Origin of the sequence: Pedobacter terrae (assembly GCF_900100705.1) — a bacterium.
Taxonomy (GTDB): domain Bacteria; phylum Bacteroidota; class Bacteroidia; order Sphingobacteriales; family Sphingobacteriaceae; genus Pedobacter; species Pedobacter terrae.
Genome location: NZ_FNCH01000005.1, coordinates 80,786 through 99,355, shown reverse-complemented (window position 1 = coordinate 99,355; position 18,570 = coordinate 80,786). Strand labels below are relative to the sequence as shown.

10 protein-coding genes are annotated in these 18,570 nt (G+C 40.1%); all 10 read left to right on the top strand.

Annotation, left to right across the window (positions count from 1 at the left end; all coding sequences use genetic code 11):
* Positions 1-87 precede the first annotated feature (87 nt).
* Complete coding sequence (locus tag BLR60_RS08325; protein WP_090498700.1) at positions 88-3,075, top strand: SusC/RagA family TonB-linked outer membrane protein; 2,988 nt, start codon at positions 88-90, stop codon at positions 3,073-3,075.
* Between the two features lie 12 nt (positions 3,076-3,087).
* A complete protein-coding gene (locus tag BLR60_RS08320; RefSeq protein WP_090498698.1) occupies positions 3,088-4,677 on the top strand; it encodes a RagB/SusD family nutrient uptake outer membrane protein in 1,590 nt (529 codons plus the stop codon).
* 9 nt (positions 4,678-4,686) lie between these two features.
* The gene (locus tag BLR60_RS08315) at positions 4,687-5,751 is read left to right on the top strand and encodes a phosphatidylinositol-specific phospholipase C1-like protein (protein WP_090498696.1); all 1,065 of its coding nucleotides are present in this window, start codon (positions 4,687-4,689) and stop codon (positions 5,749-5,751) included.
* Between the two features lie 8 nt (positions 5,752-5,759).
* Positions 5,760-7,163 carry an alkaline phosphatase gene (locus tag BLR60_RS08310; protein ID WP_090498694.1) on the top strand — a complete coding sequence of 468 codons (1,404 nt, stop codon included), beginning with the start codon at positions 5,760-5,762 and terminating at the stop codon, positions 7,161-7,163.
* 283 nt (positions 7,164-7,446) lie between these two features.
* A complete protein-coding gene (locus BLR60_RS08305; RefSeq protein ID WP_244155620.1) occupies positions 7,447-8,571 on the top strand; it encodes a CehA/McbA family metallohydrolase in 1,125 nt (374 codons plus the stop codon).
* 577 nt (positions 8,572-9,148) lie between these two features.
* On the top strand, positions 9,149-9,733 hold the full coding sequence (locus BLR60_RS08300) for an RNA polymerase sigma-70 factor (RefSeq protein WP_090498690.1): 585 nt from the start codon (positions 9,149-9,151) through the stop codon (positions 9,731-9,733).
* A 1,151-nt stretch (positions 9,734-10,884) separates the two neighbouring features.
* Entirely contained in the window at positions 10,885-12,048 is a 1,164-nt protein-coding gene (locus tag BLR60_RS08290) for a FecR family protein (protein WP_090498686.1), read from the top strand.
* Between the two features lie 265 nt (positions 12,049-12,313).
* A complete protein-coding gene (locus tag BLR60_RS08285; protein ID WP_208600600.1) occupies positions 12,314-15,724 on the top strand; it encodes a TonB-dependent receptor in 3,411 nt (1,136 codons plus the stop codon).
* A gap of 22 nt (positions 15,725-15,746) precedes the next feature.
* Positions 15,747-17,324: a RagB/SusD family nutrient uptake outer membrane protein gene (locus BLR60_RS08280; RefSeq protein WP_090498997.1), complete on the top strand. Its 1,578-nt coding sequence runs from the start codon at positions 15,747-15,749 to the stop codon at positions 17,322-17,324.
* Between the two features lie 6 nt (positions 17,325-17,330).
* On the top strand, positions 17,331-18,443 hold the full coding sequence (locus BLR60_RS08275) for an IPT/TIG domain-containing protein (protein WP_143009043.1): 1,113 nt from the start codon (positions 17,331-17,333) through the stop codon (positions 18,441-18,443).
* Positions 18,444-18,570 lie beyond the last annotated feature (127 nt).

Here is an 18,570-nt window from a genome sequence, read left to right as displayed (position 1 = left end):
CTCATCTTTGTGGCAAATTAGTCGTTAGGTTTGGCCAAAATGAGGTGCCGTTCTGGCTAATGCAAACAAACTATAAATTATTCATTCATGAAAAAAATTTACAAACTGATTTACTTTACTGAGGTACGCAGGCTGCAGGGTGTATTGATTATGCTGATGTTATTCTCTATAAATGTAATGGCGCAAAATACCCAGAACATTAGCGGTAGAGTTGTTGATGAAACGAATCAGCCTATTCCTGGTGTAACGATAAGAATAAAGGGCTCGACAGGCGGAACTTCTACAAATCTTGACGGAAACTATAACATTTCTGCAAAATCATCTAACGTAGTAGTCTTTTCCATGCTGGGCAGTATATCAAAAGAAGTACCTGTTGGCAATCAAACGCGGATTAATGTAACGCTTATGCCAGATAATCAAAATTTGAAAGATGTTGTGGTAATCGGTTATGGTACCGCGAATAAAAAAGATGTAACTGGTGCGGTGACTTCGATAAAATCGGAAGAATTTAATCAGGGTGTTATGGTTAATCCGGCACAACTTTTACAAGGTAAGGTTGCTGGTTTAAACGTAACCAAAAGTGGCGACCCTAATGCTAAACCATCAATTACGCTGCGTGGGCCTTCTTCATTTAGAGAAGGTGCAGCACAAGAACCCTTTTATGTTATTGATGGTGTTCCCGGTGCATCAATTGATTTACTTGCGCCTGCCGATATTGAAAGTATAGATATCTTAAAGGATGCATCCTCAACAGCAATTTATGGCTCGAGAGCATCAAATGGCGTAATTATGGTTACTACAAAGCATTCTAAAAGTGGGCAGGCACGTTTATCCTATAATGGATATGCTGCAGTTGAAAACGTATCGAAAAAATATGATATGCTTTCCGCACCTGAGCTAAGACAATATCTTGCGGATAATAAGCAAGCGTTAAACCCTATTGATGATGATGGTTCTGATACCAACTGGCAGTCATTATTAGAAAGAAGAGGCTTTTTACAGAATCATAATGTTTCTTTTGGCGGTTCAGGTCAGGCATCAGATTACGGAGCAAGCGTAAACTACCTGGATAACAAAGGAATACTAAAAAATACTTCTTTGAAAAGGACTATTGTAAGAGCATATATTAACCAGAAATTTTTTAACGACAGGTTAAAATTGGGTTTAACCGTTACGAATAGCAATTCAAAAAGCTCAGATATTTATCAATCTCAGGCATTACCAAACATGTTGTTTTATTTGCCAACAGTAAATCCTTTTAATACAGATGGAACTTACAAGGAAAACTATAACCGCACCGGAAGCGGAACCAGAAACCCTTTATCAATTGTAGATAATAACATTATTAATAACCTGAACAACAAAACGCTGATTAACGGGATGGCACAGGTTAATATTATTGATGGTTTAAGGTTTACAGCCAGTGTTTCTTCGCAAAGGGATCAGAATAATTACAGCACTTACCTCAACAGCCAATCGGGATTAGCCAGGGGTGTTAACGGACAAGCGCAGAAAATTGATATTTTAAATAAAAGTGAGGTGCTTGAAGGTTATTTTAACTACGATAAGACCTTTGGTAAGCACAGTTTGAAATTACTTGGTGGCTATTCGTGGCAGGAAGACAGAACCAACGATGGTTTTGGTGTAACCACACAGAATTTCTCAAATGATAATTTGGGTTATAACAACCTTTTCCTTTCAAACCCAACGTTGCTTTCGCAAATTGCATTCAATAACGCCCCGATATCTACCTTAAGGTTAATTTCATACTATGGAAGGGCTCAATACAATTACAACGAAAAATATTTATTACAGGCCTCATTAAGAGATGACGGTTCATCTGCTTTCGGAAGAAATAACCGTTGGGGTTTATTCCCTGCGGTATCTGCCGGATGGAGGATTATCAGCGAGGATTTTATGACAGCTGTTCCTGTAGTAAGTGATTTAAAACTCCGTGCAGGTTATGGCGTTTCGGGTAACAGTTTAGGCTTTGATGCCTTTGCTGCACTACTGGTTTATGGTACGCCTGCCGGAAATAGTAAGTTTTTAAATAATGGCAATATCAGCAATGCCATTGGGCCGGTACGAAATCCTAATCCGGATTTGAAATGGGAAAGTACAGCTACTACCAATATTGGTTTAGATTTTGGCCTATTTAAAGACAGAATTACAGGTTCAGTTGATTTTTATGTGAAGAAAACTTCTGATTTAATTTATGAATATTATCAGGTTTCAACCACGCAGTTTTTCCTGCCAACCATAACGGCCAACGTTGGTAAAATCAAAAATACAGGTGTTGAGTTCTCTTTAAACGCAATTGCGGTTAAAACAGACAATTTCAAATGGACAACCTCTCCAAACATTGCACACAATAAAAACGTTGTAGAAACTTTATCTGATGATTTCTATAAAATTTCATACATCCAAACTGCCCAACTCGGTGGTAAAGGACAATCTGGAAATTTCAGTCAGCTGATTCAGCCAGGCTATGCCTTAGGTACGTTCAATTTATGGAACTATGCGGGTAAAAATGCGGCTGGCGTAAGTACCTATATTAATGCCGCCGGACAAACCATTGCTACACAACCCTTAACAACAGATGCTAAAATTGCAGGCGATGCACAACCAAAATTAATTTACGGCTGGGCAAATACCTTCAACTATAAAAATTGGGATTTGAACTTCCTTGTTCGTGGAGTATTGGGTAATAAAATATTAAATGCAACAATGGCATCATTAAACAATCCGGCTGATGCCAAGCTGCAAAATATTCCAAGATTTACTTTAGGCGAATCTTTCAACGATGCGAATGCATACCTGATCTCTGATCGTTTTGTGGAAAATGGTTCTTACCTGCGCTTAGATAATGCTACAATCGGTTATACCATAAGACCTAAAAATCCTGCTATCAAAGCCATTAGATTATACGCAACAGCAAATAATGTTTTCGTCATCACAAACTATAGTGGTATTGATCCTGAGATTAATATGGGTGGTGTAACGCCGGGTATAGACAACAACAATTATTATCCAAAAACAAGAACCTATAGTTTTGGTGTAAGTGCATCATTCTAAAAAAATAAGAAAATGAAAAAGTTTATCATCCTGTTTAATATGTTTGCCTGTTTGATGGTGTTGGAATCATGCAGCAAGCTCGATGTCGATGTAGAATCACAATACGTTAAGGACAATTTTCCCACTACCAATGCAGATTATACGGCGCTTTTTGGCACCGTGTATTCTAACTTATCATCACAGTATGGCGTGCCTTACTGGAGAATGCAGGAACTTTCTACTGATGCGGCTATCCTGCCTGCACGTGATGGAAACTTTGATGATGGAGGCCAGTACCGCCAGTTGCATTACCATACCTGGACTATTGATCACACCAATGTAAGGGATATCTGGCAATGGGGTTTCGGTGGCATTAACAATTGTAACCGCTTAATTAATCTTACCACCGAATCAGTTGCATCTGATGCTTCAAAAGCTAAAAGTATAGCTGAAGTAAAAGCAATGAGAGCTTTGTATTATTACTTTATGATGGATTTGTATGGAAACGTACCCATAATAGATACTTTTCCGGTGAGTACACCTCCTGGAAACCAAACCCGCGAAAAAGTATTCGAATTCATAGAAAAAGAACTTTTAGCAGTAATTCCTCAGTTACCGGTAAAGGATAACACTAACCGTGTGGCCGTTTATGGGCGTCCAACACAGGCAATGGTTTATGCCTTATTGGAAAAAATGTATTTGAACGCAGAAGTATACACCGGAAAGCCAAGATATAATGATGCGGTAACTATGGCCGATAATATTTTGAAAAACAGTAATTATAGCTTAGATGCAAAATATAGCGATATTTTTGATGTAAATAACGGTCCGCAGATTAACGAAACCATTTTTGCAATTCCTTACGATCAGCAAATTCCCGGTAATCAGATGACAAGGTTTGGTTTTTATCCTGCTTTAGCGGCAGCTTATGGAATAAATGTAGGTTTCAGTATTTCGATGAGTACCACGCCAGAATATTACAACCGCTTCAATTTAACAAACGATATTCGCAACAGCTTCTGGTTAATTGGAAAACAATATGCACCCGATGCAAACCGTAAGCCAGATTTAACCAAGCCAATTTTTGTAGCAGGAACAACTACACAAATTGAAATTACACCGGATTTAATTTTAAAACCAGGTAAACCAATGGATTTAGGTAATACAGTTGCCGATCAGGCAAAAGGTGTCCGCTCAGTAAAATACTGGCCAGATCCAAATGCCATTCAGGCCACCCGTCTTAATGGAAATGATATGCCTTTATTACGTCTGGCCGATGCGATGTTAATGAAAGCCGAAGCAATATTAAGAGGTGCCACAGCTACTACTGTGAACGGCGAATTACAAACACCACTTTTATTATTAAATAAAATAAGGGCCCGTGCGGGTGCAGAAACAGCTAGCGCAGTAAGTTTGCAGGATTTGCTTGATGAGCGTGCACGCGAATTAAGTTGGGAGGCCTGGAGAAGAAACGATCTGATCCGTTTTGGGCAGTTCGAAACAGAATACCCTTTACCAAACGATGTCTTAAAAATGAATAAAGATGTCACCAGAAGAATTTATCCGATTCCTGCCAACGAACTAAAGCTTAACAGCAATTTAAAACAGAATCCGGGCTACTAAAATTAAAATATGAAATTGGTTACCTGTGTTGGTTTATTGCTGGTGCTGCCCGCAATTGCCTTAATTAATAAAAAGGACGATTTGCCAATCAATCAGATACAGGTAATCGGTTCGCATAACAGTTATAAGCAGGCCATAGATCCGGCTTTGTTCAATGTAATAAAATCACAGGATCCGGTAGCTGCGAACAGGCTGGATTATGAACATATTCCTATGCCTGCGCAATTGGATCTGGGTTTAAGGAATCTGGAAATCGATGTTTATGCTGATGAGAAAGGTGGTAAATATGCTCACCCGAGAGGTTTTGAACAGGTTAAAGGTCAGCCAGCATTCGATAAAAACGGTGAAATGAATAAACCCGGATTTAAGGTATTCCATGTTCCTGATTTAGATTTCAGGTCATCAGCATTAACTTTTGTAGTTGCTTTGCAGCAGTTAAAGAAATGGTCGGAAGCTCATCCAGACCACACACCTGTTTTTATCACATTAGAAGTTAAAGACGATTCGATAAAACGTAAAGGATTTACACAGCCAGAAGTGTTTACCAGTAAAACTTTTGATGAACTGGATGCGGTAATTATTGAAAATTTAGGAAAGGAACATATCATAAATCCGGATAGGGTGCGAGGTCAATACAACACTTTGGAAGAAGCTGTTCTGGCCAAAAACTGGCCTAAACTTAGTCAGGCGAAAGGTAAGTTCCTTTTCGTTCTGGATGCTAAGGACCGAAAACGCGCTACCTACATTCAGGGGCATCCATCACTTAAAGGCCGTGTACTCTTTGCCAATGCAGAGCCAGGAACGCCGGAGGCCGCTTTAATGATCCGGAATAATCCGAAGGATGAACAGATTCCCGAATTAGTGAAGAAAGGTTATATCATCAGAACCAGGGCAGATGCCGATACGAAGCAAGCCAGAAACAATGACTGGAGGGATTTCGAAGCAGCCTGTAAAGCGGGCGCCCAAATTATTACAACTGATTATTATCAAAAAAGCACACATTTTAAATCAGATTATGCCATCAGTTTTACTGATGGAAAATACTTTAGAGCCAACCCTTTGTTTAAAAATTAAGAATAGGTATGAATAGAAGATCGTTATTAAAAGGAGGTTTATTAACCGGTTTAGGTTTGCCTTTTGTGGGTATGAAAGATGTAATCGCTTCGCCTGTAGCTGGCCGAAAAAAAGCGAAAAACATCATTATGATGGTGAGTGATGGGATGAGTATCGGAACGCTGAATATGGCCGATATCTATGCTAACCGCATATTTGGCAGAAGCAGTAAATGGTTAGGACTTTACCGGGATAATAAAGCGGTAAGAGCACTAATGGATACCGCTTCTGCAAGTTCTTTGGTTACAGATTCTGCTGCAGCCAGTTCATCTTGGGGTGGGGGCATGCGCGTTAGAAACGGTTCGCTAAATGTAGGGATGAATGGCGAAAAGCCGCAGCCAATTCTTCAAAAGTTTAAAGAAAAAGGTAAGAAAGTTGGTTGTGTAACTACTGTGCCGATTACCCATGCAACGCCGGCAGGTTTTTGTGTAAATATTGATAACCGGGGTGGCCAGGATATTATTGCAGAAATGTATTTAGGCTTGAAATTCGATGTGATGATGGGCGGCGGACATAAATATTTCGGGGAGAAAAGGACAGGTGGAAATCTGATTCCGAAATATTTAACGCAGGGCTACAAAGTTGCTGAAAACAGGACTGAAATGTTAGCCTTAGACAAATCTAAACCAGTTTTAGGCTTGTTTGCAGAAGATGGAATGCCTTACGAGGTAGATCGGTTGCACGACCAGGAACTCATCAAGTCAACACCAACTTTGACCGAGATGACCATGAAAGCCATTGAGCTGATGAAAGATCATAAAGATGGTTTTGCTTTACAGGTTGAAGCCGGTAAAGTAGATTGGGCCGCGCATGCAAATGATCTGAGCGGTTTAATTTTCGATCAGCTTGCTTTTGATGAAGCTGTTGGAAAAGTATTAGAATTTGCTGAAAACGATGGAGAAACATTGGTAATCATCACCACAGATCATGGCAATTCGAACCCTGGTTTATTTTATGCAGATGAAGCCAACAAAAAGTTCGATAGCCTTCAAAACTTCAAACACAGTAACACCTGGCTTTTAGCGCAATTAAATCAATCGTTCAGTGAGCAGAAAATAATTGATCTGATCAAAGAAAATCAAGGTTTTGAAATGAAATCAGAAGATGTAAAATCATTATTGGTTCATTTTAAGGATATCGTACCAGGGCAGCTTTATAATGAATCGAACCTGCCATTTTATGAGTACGGCAAGATTTTGGGCAAATATACCGATGTGCAGTGGGCGGGAATGAACCATACTGGTGACTACGTAGAATTAACCATGTTTGGACCGGGATCTGAAAATTTAAAATCTTTTGTTAAAAATTACGAGCTGCATAATTTTATGCTTAAAGCTGCAGAAATGCCGGAATCATTTTTAGTAAAAGCTTAATTTTAATTACATAGCAAACAAGTAAACTGGAGGGTATATCATAAATGCAAAATGTCATCCTTGAGGGTTAATTTATTTCAAAACCAATATAAATGACGGTATTAATCTACACCTAAAGATTCCCCGAGTTACCGTCATTTCGAGCGGAGTGCAACGCAGTCGAGAAATCTTTTATACTATAAATTATCCCTTCAGCATACCGCTTCTTCTTTAATCCCTAGTTTTAAATCAAGTTATGACCCTTCAATCAAAATATTTTCGTTTTTTAACTTGTCTTATTTTAATGCTTGCTGCGGATTATCTCCAGGGGCAGGAAACTGTAAATCCTCCGGCAGTTATAAATGCATCAGGCATTTGGTTAAAAGGTGAATTACATGTGCACTCAAGGCACAGTACCGAATCATCAAACAATTCGATTTCGAAAATCATAAATTTTTCAAAATCAGTAGGGATGGATCTTGTGTGCATAACCGATCACGATAATCATGTTAATGGCGATGTTGCTCACCATACCTGGGCCGATCCGGAATTTAAGTCAGATTCGTTACTGTTATTATATGGTGCCGAATGGACTACAACCAGAGGGCATGGAAATGTGTTTTCTGATAAACCGTACAACCACCAGAGGCTATATGATATCAGGGATGCCCGCGACGTTAATATTGGAAAAGTTAAGGAATCACTGGGCATTCATTTATCGGCAAATCATCCTAGCGGGAAAGATAATTTTGGCTTTTCTTACGATTTGGTTGAGTCTATCGAGATTTGGAATTCGGCCATATGGTCAAAAAATGCAAATGCGATTATGATTTGGGATGACATGCTTTCTTCAGGCAGAATGATGACGGGCAGGGGTGGAAGTGATGCGCATCATGGCGTACCCACCGCAGCTGAAAAACCTGGTGCCAATACTTATCAGGCCGAATATAACTATGTAGGCACCCCAACAACCTGGGTTTTTGCAAAACAACGTAGCCTTAAGGCAATTATAGATGCTTTAGATCATGGGACGGTTGCCGTAAGTTCAAACCCTTTCGCGCCAAGAGTTGAATTTTATGCGGATTATCATGGTAACGGGAAGTTTGAAATGATGATGGGCGATAATGCGGTTTCAACTGGTAAACCGGTAAAATTCCAGGTGCAATTGATGGGCAATAAATTAACTAACGAGCAATATACCATTACCGTAATCAAGAATGGGGCAAAGCTGGATAGCTTTAAGGTTAGCGGTAAAATTCCTGCTATTCAATTTACTGATACCCCTGATTTAAAAGGCCGTACTTATTACCGGGTTACGGTAGAAGGCAAAAATACGGATTACCCTCAAGTGCCAAAATCTGCCAGTTTAAGCGGAAAAATGGTAGCCATATCAAATCCGATCTATTTCAATTTTGATCCTAAATTTTAATTTAGCCAGTGTAAGATGGAAACATCTGACACCACGAATAATTGACAGAGTCTGGAGTCCCATCCAGTCTAATAGAATGCTCGTCATCTCGACTGTAGCGCAGCGAAATAGAGAGATCTTTGAACTATGTTAAAAGATTTCTCCACTTCGGTCGAAATGACGATTTATCTCGGTCTGTCATCCCAACTCCTTACATTTTTCAATAAATGATCGTCCCGATCCGATAGCTATCGACTGTAGCGGAACGAAATATAGAGATCTATCCGGATAGATTTAGCTATGCTAAGCAATCGTGGTTCTATCATTGACAGCCCAATAGAAAGATCGTCAATTGCGAGGAGGAACGACGAAGCAATGACGATACCTATGGGAGATTTATTTCATTAAATTCTACTGTGATTTATATTGATTGTTATAAAATAAATTATCCCCTCAGGATTACAATTCTGTATTTAACACATCCTACTTTTTTAGAATCATCAACGCAAATTCCATAAATATCAGCATTTAAAAGCTCACCAGGTTTGGTATTATCTTCATAGTTCCGGATTCAATTTTTTTTATAATTTTACTGGCTATGAGCAACCAGCACAATCTTACTGATGAGGAACTGATCGTAATGTTGAGGGAGGACGAGGTGGTTGCTTTCAAGAAAATTTATACAAAGTATTGGTATGATTTGTATCTCATGACCAATAAAAGATTAAGGTCTAAAGAAGCTGCAGAAGAGATTATTCAGAATTTCTTCACCACATTCTGGACCAATCGGGCAAAAATAAACATCAAAGGCTCTTTAAAGGCTTATCTCCATTCTGCTATCCGCTATTCTATTATCGATTATCTGGCTAAAGAGGCTACTAGGAACAATTACCTCGAATTACTTTCTTTTAGTTACGAAGAGGCTTCGAACAACACTGAAGAGGCCATATTTATAAAAGAGTTGGAAAAAGGAATCAACGGCGTAATTTCGAAGTTGCCCACCAAATGCAGAAGGGTATTTGAACTTAGCAGGAAAGAACATAAATCCAATAAGGAAATTGCCGAATTGCTGGGCTTATCTGAAAAGACAGTTGAAAACCATATTACCAATGCACTAAAGTACTTTAGGGTACATTATAAGGTGGTTTTAATTGCTTCTGGTTTTGCCTGGTTACTTCGGTAAATTAACAAATTCAATAAAAATCGTCAGCGGGGAGAGACCTTTCTATGCCTAAGACCTTGAAACGAGTTCAGGGTGACGATATCCCGGAAATTTAATGAGCAGATTTAACATCCTGTGATCGTCCTCGTTTGAAACGAGGATGAAGGGCAAAGGCGATTGTATCGCCAAGCACATATTTCGCATTAGAAATGCGGATTTCACTAATCTTAGGCGGGGAGAGACCTCTATGCTTAAGACCTTGAAACGAGTTCAGGGTGACGATATCCCGGAAATTTAATGAGCAGATTTAACATCCCTGTCATCGTCCTCGTTTGAAACGAGGATGAAGGGCAAAGGCGATTGTATCGCCAAGCACATATTTCGCATTAAAAATGCGGATTTCACTAATCTTAGGCGAGGAGAGACCTTTCTATGCTTAAGACCCTGAAACGGGTTCAGGGTGACGATATCCCGGAATTTAATGAGCAGACCTGTCATCGTCCTCGTTTGAAAAGAGGATGAAGGGCAAAGGCGATTTTATCGCCAGGCACATATTTCGCATTAGAAATGCGGATTCACTAATCTTGGGTGGGGAGAGACCCTTTCTATACTTAAGGCCCTGAAACGAGTTCAGGGTGACGATATCCCGGAAATTTAATGAGCAGATTTAACATCCTGTGATCGTCCTCGTTTGAAACGAGGATGAAGGGCAAAGGCGATTGTATCGCCAAGCACATATTTCGCATTACAAATGCGGATTTCACTAATCTTAGGCGGGGAGAGACCTCTATGCTTAAGACCTTGAAACGGGTTCAGGGTAACGATATCCCGGAAATTTAATGAGCAGATTTAACATACCTGTCATCGTCCTCGTTTGAAACGAGGATGAAGGACAAAGGCGATTGTATCGCCAAGCACATATTTCGCATTACAAATGCGGATTTCACTAATCTTAGGCGGGGAGAGACCTCTCTATGCTTAAGACCCTGAAACGAGTTCAGGGTGACGATATCCCGGAATTTAATGAGTAGATTAACATCCCTTAACTTTTTCGTTCTCTATTTAAACTGATCATTTAGCCCTATTTTAAATTTTTTTTATTTTTTTTTTGGGGGGAAGGCCCATGTTCCCCGACTATACTATTAACGAACCAAATATAACTACATACCAACATGGGCAAATCAATAGCCGTTTCCTTACTTAAAAAATATCTTTCTGGTGATTGTACTATTGCTGAGGTAAAAGAAGTAGACCAATGGTTTGACAGTATGGATGCCGTACCTGAAGATCTTGCTGGCCTTTCTGATGACCAGCGCAAGCTTGTAGAAGATAAAATTTTTGAACGCATCCTGTTCAATATCGAAACTAAAGAACAACAAAAGATCATATCAGTTCCCAAAAAATCAATACGCATAAGTCCAATATTTTGGGCGGCAGCATCGCTTGTGCTGGTTCTGGGGGCGGTGCTGATCTGGAGATACAATGTACAGCTAAACCTGCAAAATCAAAATGCAAAACTCCATCAATCCATTCATATAAAGCCAGGTGGCAATAGAGCGGTTTTAACATTGGATGATGGGTCGTCTGTGGTATTAACCGAAGTCAAAATTGGTGCACTGGCCGACCAGCAAAATGTGAGTGTAGTAAAAACAGCCGAAGGAGAACTCAGCTATAAAATGCATACGGGATCTGCATCCGCTAAAATAAGTTATAATAAGATTGCCACACCGATTGGCGGCAAATACAGCGTGGTTTTGCCTGATGGAACCAAAGCCTGGTTAAATGCAAAATCGAGCTTAAGGTTTCCAACGGCTTTTGCCGGTGCTGAAAGGGTGGTGCAGATGACGGGTGAAGTATATTTCGAAGTGGCTAAAAATCCTAATCAGCCCTTTAAAGTACAATCGGGCGGAACGGAAATTAAGGTGTTGGGTACGCATTTTAACGTAATGGCTTATGGCGATGAGGCCGGGCAGAAAACAACGTTAATTGAAGGCAGTATCCACTTATCATCAGGTAAATTTTCTCTGCTATTAAAGCCCGGACAACAAGCATTGGTAGATCCAGCGGGTATAAAGGTGAATAACAATTGCGATCTGGAAACAGTGATGGCCTGGAAAAACGACCTTTTTATCTTCAAGGATATGGAGATCAAAGAAATTGCCAGGCAATTGGTTAGGTGGTATGATATTCAGGTGGTATTTAAAGGAACACCTTCAAAAATATCATACACTGGAACCATATCTAAAGATGTAGAACTTTCGGAATTGTTAAATATGCTTCAGTTTACCGGATTGAAATATGAATTGAACGGGCACCAGCTAACGATCATCGATTAAAGAGATTAATCGATAAACAATAAATTTAAACAAATAAATTATTTTACATGAGAAACTACTACAACACTGCATAAGGTAAAGGCGTAACCATGCTTTTTAAGAAAAAAACCGGATAGTGTTCGCAGCACATCCGGTTACTGTAAAGGTTACTTACAATCCCGATTTAGACAACATTATAATTTAACCAAAACTCCATAAAGATATGAATTTATTTTTTAGGATCAGGCAGGTATTGCGCCGTGATTCTTACCAAATCTTATTAACAATGAGACTCATAGTGCTTTTTTTTACGCTCGCCCTGATGCAGGTTAGCGCTAGCAGCTTCAGTCAGAATCTAACCCTTAAAGAGAATAATTCTGACATCATTTCCATCTTAAAGCAAATCGAAAAACAGAGTGGTTACCACTTGCTTTTCAGGCGTGCTGATATAGACGATAAATATAAAATAAACCTTAATGTAACGAATATGCCCCTTGAGCAGGTAATGGGCATAGTGTTGAAAAATACCAACCTCGATTTCAAAATCATTAAGAAAACCATTGTTCTTAAAAAGAATGCCTATTCGCCATTTGCTGCCATTTCTGTTCGTGACATAGAAATTTCTGGTACGGTAAGCGACGAAAAAGGCGTAACGCTGCCCGGAGTAGTTGTTAATGTAAAGGGTACAAAACAATCAACGGTAACCGATATCAATGGTAAGTTTAAAATTTCGCTGCCTTCGGGATCAACCACCCTTGTGTTTTCTTTTGTTGGGATGGAACCCCAGGAAGTTAATCCTGGCAATAAAAGCATCCTAAATGTGGTACTTAAGGCACAAACTACATCACTTTCTGACGTGGTGGTGATTGGTTACGGCACACAAAAACGGACAGATCTTAATGGCTCTATTTCATCTGTAAAAGCGGCCGATATTGCCAATGTACCTCAAACCAGTATCGATCAGATGCTGCAGGGCAGGGCTTCGGGATTAACAATTACGCAAAACTCAGGTGCACCTGGTAGCAATACCTCTGTGCGGGTACGTGGTGTAACTTCTTTAAGCGGGAGCAATGAGCCATTATATGTAATCGATGGTGTGCCAATTTCCGGCGATGCAGGTAATCAGAGTACCAGCGGAAGGTCGCCTTTACAAGCTTCATCTTCCAACGCCAATTCGCAGACTACCGTGAGCCCGTTATCTTTGATCAATCCAAATGATATTGAATCGATTGATGTACTAAAAGATGCATCTGCAACAGCAATATACGGAAACCGGGCTTCAAACGGTGTGATTATCATCACCACCAAAAGGGGGAGAAGCGGAAATTCATCTATCAATTATGACGGTTATTATGGTTTCCAGCGTGTGGCAAAATACATGGATGTGATGAATCTTCGCCAGTATGCGATACTTCAGAACTCGCTTGGCGATATTTATGGTACTGGTAGAAGGGTTGAATTTGCAGATCCTTCCATATTGGGAGAGGGTACTAACTGGCAAAAAGAAATATTTAGAACTGCACCACAAGAAAGTCATCAGGTAGCTGTTTCCGGCGGAAAAGAGGGCTTAACTTATTATATTTCTGGTGGATATCTTGGTCAGGATGGTACCGTTATCGGTTCCGATTTTCGCCGCTATAGCCTTCGCGTAAATGCTGATGCCCAGGTGAAAGAATGGTTTAAACTTGGTATTACCTTAACCGGAAGCCGGTCTGCAGAAAACGTGGTAACCAGTGATAATAACGGTATTATTTACAATGCTTTATTGCAAGCGCCCGATTTAGCCGTAACCAATCTTGATGGTTCGTATACTGGCCCTCCTGTTACCGATCCACTAGCTGCCGCAGCGGCATTAAATCCGGTGGCCCAGGCGCAGCAAATCAAAAACAAACTGAACAGGACTAATATTAACACTAATATTTATAACGAGATTAAGTTTCTTAAACCATTATCGCTGAGATCAGAACTTGGAGGTGATTTTAATTTCTCAGATAATAATGTATTTACGCCGAGTTATTCCTGGGGCCGTTTTACCAATCCTACTGCTTCTTTAAAAGAAAGATATCAGCAAAGTACATTTTTGATCTGGAAAGAATACCTTAACTATAACCAGACTTTTGGTGAAAAACATAACCTTAGCGCCATTTTAGGTTACGAGGTTCAGCAGTCAAACTGGAGAGGGATTGAAGGAACACGTCAGGGATTTTATAGCAATGATGTACAATCGTTGAATTTAGGACAGGCCATCACCGCTACCAATGATGAATATATTGGTACACAACGCCAGGAATCAATTTACGCGCGTGCCATTTATACTTACAATGCTAAATATAGCCTTACTTCTACAATCAGAAGAGACAAGACTTCCAAGTTTGCCGAAGGCTCGCAATCTGGGTATTTTCCATCATTTGCAGCTTCATGGAAATTGTCTGAAGAACCATTTATGAAAGGGATCAATAAGGTCGTAAACGGACTTAAGATTCGCTTGGGTTATGGAGAGGTGGGTAACCAGGATGTTCCTAATTATCTATACAGCTCTTTACTAAGATCTTCACAAACAGGTTTGGGAACTGGTTTTCTTGCCGGAAGGATTGATAATAAATCATTAAAGTGGCAAACCTCTATCCAATATAACGGTGGTGTTGATATGAGTTTTTTAAACGGCAGGATTAGCAGCAGCATAGATGTTTACAAAAAAACTTCAAAAGACTTTTTATTTCAGCTTACGCTTCCAGCCTATTTAGTGGGTGGGCCTGATTATTTGGGCGGTATTAACCCGCCGTATGTAAATCTTGGAAAAATTGACAACGTAGGTTTTGACTTGAACATCAACTCGCGCAATTTTGAAAAAGGCGATTTCAAATGGAATACAAGTGTAGTGCTATCACATTATAATAATGAAGTTAAAGAGCTTGGTAACGGCCTTACCGAACTGTTTGGCACAGTAACCAACGCTTACCTTCAAACGCCGGTTACCCGTACGGTGGTAGGCAGATCGGTAGGTGAATTTTATGGTTATAAAGTAAAGGGAATATTCAAAACACAAGATCAACTTCAATCTGCTCCGGTTCAATTTGGCCGTGGCATTGCCAACAACAGCAGTAGCACCTGGTTGGGCGATGTGCAATATGAAGATGTAAATGGTGATGGCGTAATAAACGAAAAAGACCGTACCGAGATCGGAAACCCAAATCCTAAATTTACCTACGGTATTACCAATACGTTTAGTTATAAAGCTTTTGATTTTACCCTGTTCCTGAACGGATCTTATGGCTCCAAAATTATGAATCTGTTAAACAATACCATGGGTAACCTGGCCGCTGTATATCAGAATCAATATGCGGCATATAGTAATTTCTGGTCACCACAAAATCCCGATTCCAATATTCCTGCACCTAAAATCGGTATTGATAATCCCAATTTGTTTGTATCTGACCGTTATGTGGAAAGCGGATCTTTCTTACGGATACAAAATTTGAGTTTAGGTTATAGGGTACCAGCTTCATGGATCAGGAAATTTAAATTCTCCAATTTAAAAGTCTACTCAAGCGTACAAAACCTTTACACCTTTACAAAATATAAGGGTTATGATCCGGAAATCGGAGCGATGAACCAGAGTGCCATTTTAAATAATATCGACCTGGGAAGATATCCAATTGCCAGGACCATCACTTTTGGGATAAATGCACAATTTTAGTGACCTACAATTATTGAACAAAATGAAATCATATATCATATATAGCTTTATTTTTATAGCCATTGTTAGCGCGGGCTGTAAAAAAGAATTTTTTAATATTCCTCCACAGGATTCGCTCAGTGCTGATAATTTTTACCAAAACACCGAACAGGTGCAGGCCAGTACCATTGCGCTGTACAACTCTCCGTGGTTCGATTGGAATGCCAAAGCTTCCTGGTGTATTTCAGAATTGTTAAGCGGCAATGCGCACACGTATTCTCCGGATGTAATCAACTTCGGGAATTTTTCTGTAACAGGAGATAATACCCAATTGGCATCAGCGTGGAATTCGTTATACAGCGTAATTGCACAATCTAATGCATTGATCAATAACCTGAAAGCCAAAGTGCCAGCCAGCGTACCTGCACCAATCGTGAATAATGCAATTGGCGAAGCCAGGTTTATGCGGGCTATGGCTTATTTCTATTTGGTAAGAACATGGGGAAACGTGCCTATTATCGAAAATAGCCTGGATAATGTGAGCAATTATCAGATTAATACCAATCCGGTAACTGATGTTTACAAATTCATCATCAACGACCTCAAATTTGCAGAAGATAATTGCGATAAAATGATCAGAACGGGTTCTGTTTCTCAAGGCAAAGTATCCAGCGGATCAGCATCTGCATTATTATCTAAAGTTTATTTGTACATGCGCGACTATCCTAACGCCCGGTTAAAAGCGGAGCAGGTAATCAACAGTGGCGAATTTAAATTGTATGGAGTAGACATTTCGGGCAAAACATACGCTGACTTGTTTAAAACGGCAAATAATAACAACGAAGAAAGTGTTGCCGCTATCCAATGGCTGGGTGGATCTGCCTATGGCCATGGTAATGCACTACAATCTTTCCTTGCCTTTAACTCTGAAATTACGGGTACAGGAGACGGTTATGGAAGCGTTACGCCTTCTATCGATCTGCTTACCGCTTTCGAGCCCGGCGATTTGAGGAGAAAACCGACAGTGATGATGCAGGGAGATGTTTACCCGGAAATTAACCAGGCCAAAGGTGGTTACACTTTACCTGCCGGAGCCGTTGCCCAGGGGATGCCGGCATTTATTAAAAAATATGTAGTGGGCACTCCTGCAGATAATGGGGGTAAAGGCGCATCATTTTCGACAGGCAATAATACTTATTTAATGCGCTATGCCGATGTATTATTAATTGAAGCTGAGGCGGTGCTGGCCGGTGCCGACCGTACTTCTGATGATGCGGCGCTTATACCTTTTAACAAAATCAGAAAAAGGGCTGGCCTCATTCCTAAAACATCAATCACTATCCAGGATATTTATCAGGAACGCCGTATGGAATTTGTTTTTGAGGCTGATTATTGGTTTGATCTGGGTAGGTTAGATGGGTTCAATGTGACCTCGCATCCTAAAGCAATTGCTATTATTTCCAATCAGGAAAGAGGAATTTACAGCAATACCACACCTGTTGTCATCTGGGGACAAAAGTATACCCCAACCGATGCCAATTTCCGTTTGCCTTATCCTACAACAGAAACCATTCTAAATCCAAAATTACTATTGGCTCCCGTGCCTTACAATTTTAAATAAGCTAATATGAAAACGTTATATAAAAATACTATATCCCTTTATCTGATTGGCGTATGTTGCATGCTGATCTTTGCAACCTCCTGCAAAAAGGAAAAAGAAGGACAAGGGGCGCCAAGCATTACCCGCGTTCGTACTTTGGTTAGGCCGGGAGATACTAACGTTACCCCGCTAGATTCAACAGTTACTTCTGGCGATGTTGGTGTAACGTATGTGATTGAAGGGGTAAATTTAAAATCGACCAATAAAGTAGAATTCAATGGGGCTTCTGCTTATCTTAATACTGCACTTTTTAGTGATAACAGCATTATCGTGATGATCCCTACAACCGCTACATGGATCAATCAAACAGGAAAATTAACACTAACCAATTCATACGGTAGTACTTCCTTTAGCTTTAGTATTAAACAACCGGCTCCGGTAATTAGTGATCTGAGTCAGTTTGCTGGTAACCCTGGCGATGTAATTACCATTACCGGCTTACGTTTTGATCAGGTGTCGAGCGTTAAATTCGGTACAACAGAAGCCCGGGTCGTTTCTTCAACAAGCACAGAATTGAAAGTAACGGTTCCAACAGGTGCGCTAGGTGCAGTAAGTGTTACTACTCCGGGCGGCACGGGTACTGGTCCATATGTATCTTATGATGGCGTTGTGGTTCCGATATTGTTGCCATTTGGATTCAGGCATTTATTTTATGATGATCAGATCACAGCGGGTTACGATTTCAATTTTGGAGGTGCTGATGCAGATGTGAATAATACAGAGATGGTAAAACGCGGTAACCATTCAATTAAGCTTACCTATACCGGAAGTTATGCAGGATATGCCGTTGGCAGTAACACGCCTGTTGATTTAATTGACAAAACCTATGTTAAGTTTTCTATTTATGGTACAACAGGTACAGAAGGTAAAGTGGTAAAGGTTGCATTAGGTGATTTTGATAACCGTAATGTAAGTGTGGTACTGCATGCAGGAAAGTGGACCAACTATGTGGTTCCAATAGATCGTTTCCAGAGCGCCAGTCAGCCGGGTAAACCTACAAGTGTAAACTGGATCGGTTTTCAGGAGTTGAGTGGCAATGCACCGGAAACCATTTACCTGGATGATATTGGGGTGTATTAGTTTAATTGAATAAATTTTAGTTTTAATGAGGTAGTTCCCCCCGAGTTATCGTCATTTCGAGCGGAGTGCAGCGCAGCCGAAAAATCTGTCTAGAAAGATCTCTCCGTTTCGCTGTAATTCATCCGAT

What these genes read in the sequence shown, in the direction of transcription:
- BLR60_RS08325 (WP_090498700.1), top strand. Translation starts at nt 88, where the DNA reads ATGAAAAAAATTTACAAACTGATTTACTTTACTGAGGTACGCAGGCTG.
- BLR60_RS08320 (WP_090498698.1), top strand. Translation starts at nt 3,088, where the DNA reads ATGAAAAAGTTTATCATCCTGTTTAATATGTTTGCCTGTTTGATGGTG.
- BLR60_RS08315 (WP_090498696.1), top strand. Translation starts at nt 4,687, where the DNA reads ATGAAATTGGTTACCTGTGTTGGTTTATTGCTGGTGCTGCCCGCAATT.
- BLR60_RS08310 (WP_090498694.1), top strand. Translation starts at nt 5,760, where the DNA reads ATGAATAGAAGATCGTTATTAAAAGGAGGTTTATTAACCGGTTTAGGT.
- BLR60_RS08305 (WP_244155620.1), top strand. Translation starts at nt 7,447, where the DNA reads ATGCTTGCTGCGGATTATCTCCAGGGGCAGGAAACTGTAAATCCTCCG.
- BLR60_RS08300 (WP_090498690.1), top strand. Translation starts at nt 9,149, where the DNA reads ATGAGCAACCAGCACAATCTTACTGATGAGGAACTGATCGTAATGTTG.
- BLR60_RS08290 (WP_090498686.1), top strand. Translation starts at nt 10,885, where the DNA reads ATGGGCAAATCAATAGCCGTTTCCTTACTTAAAAAATATCTTTCTGGT.
- BLR60_RS08285 (WP_208600600.1), top strand. Translation starts at nt 12,314, where the DNA reads ATGAGACTCATAGTGCTTTTTTTTACGCTCGCCCTGATGCAGGTTAGC.
- BLR60_RS08280 (WP_090498997.1), top strand. Translation starts at nt 15,747, where the DNA reads ATGAAATCATATATCATATATAGCTTTATTTTTATAGCCATTGTTAGC.
- BLR60_RS08275 (WP_143009043.1), top strand. Translation starts at nt 17,331, where the DNA reads ATGAAAACGTTATATAAAAATACTATATCCCTTTATCTGATTGGCGTA.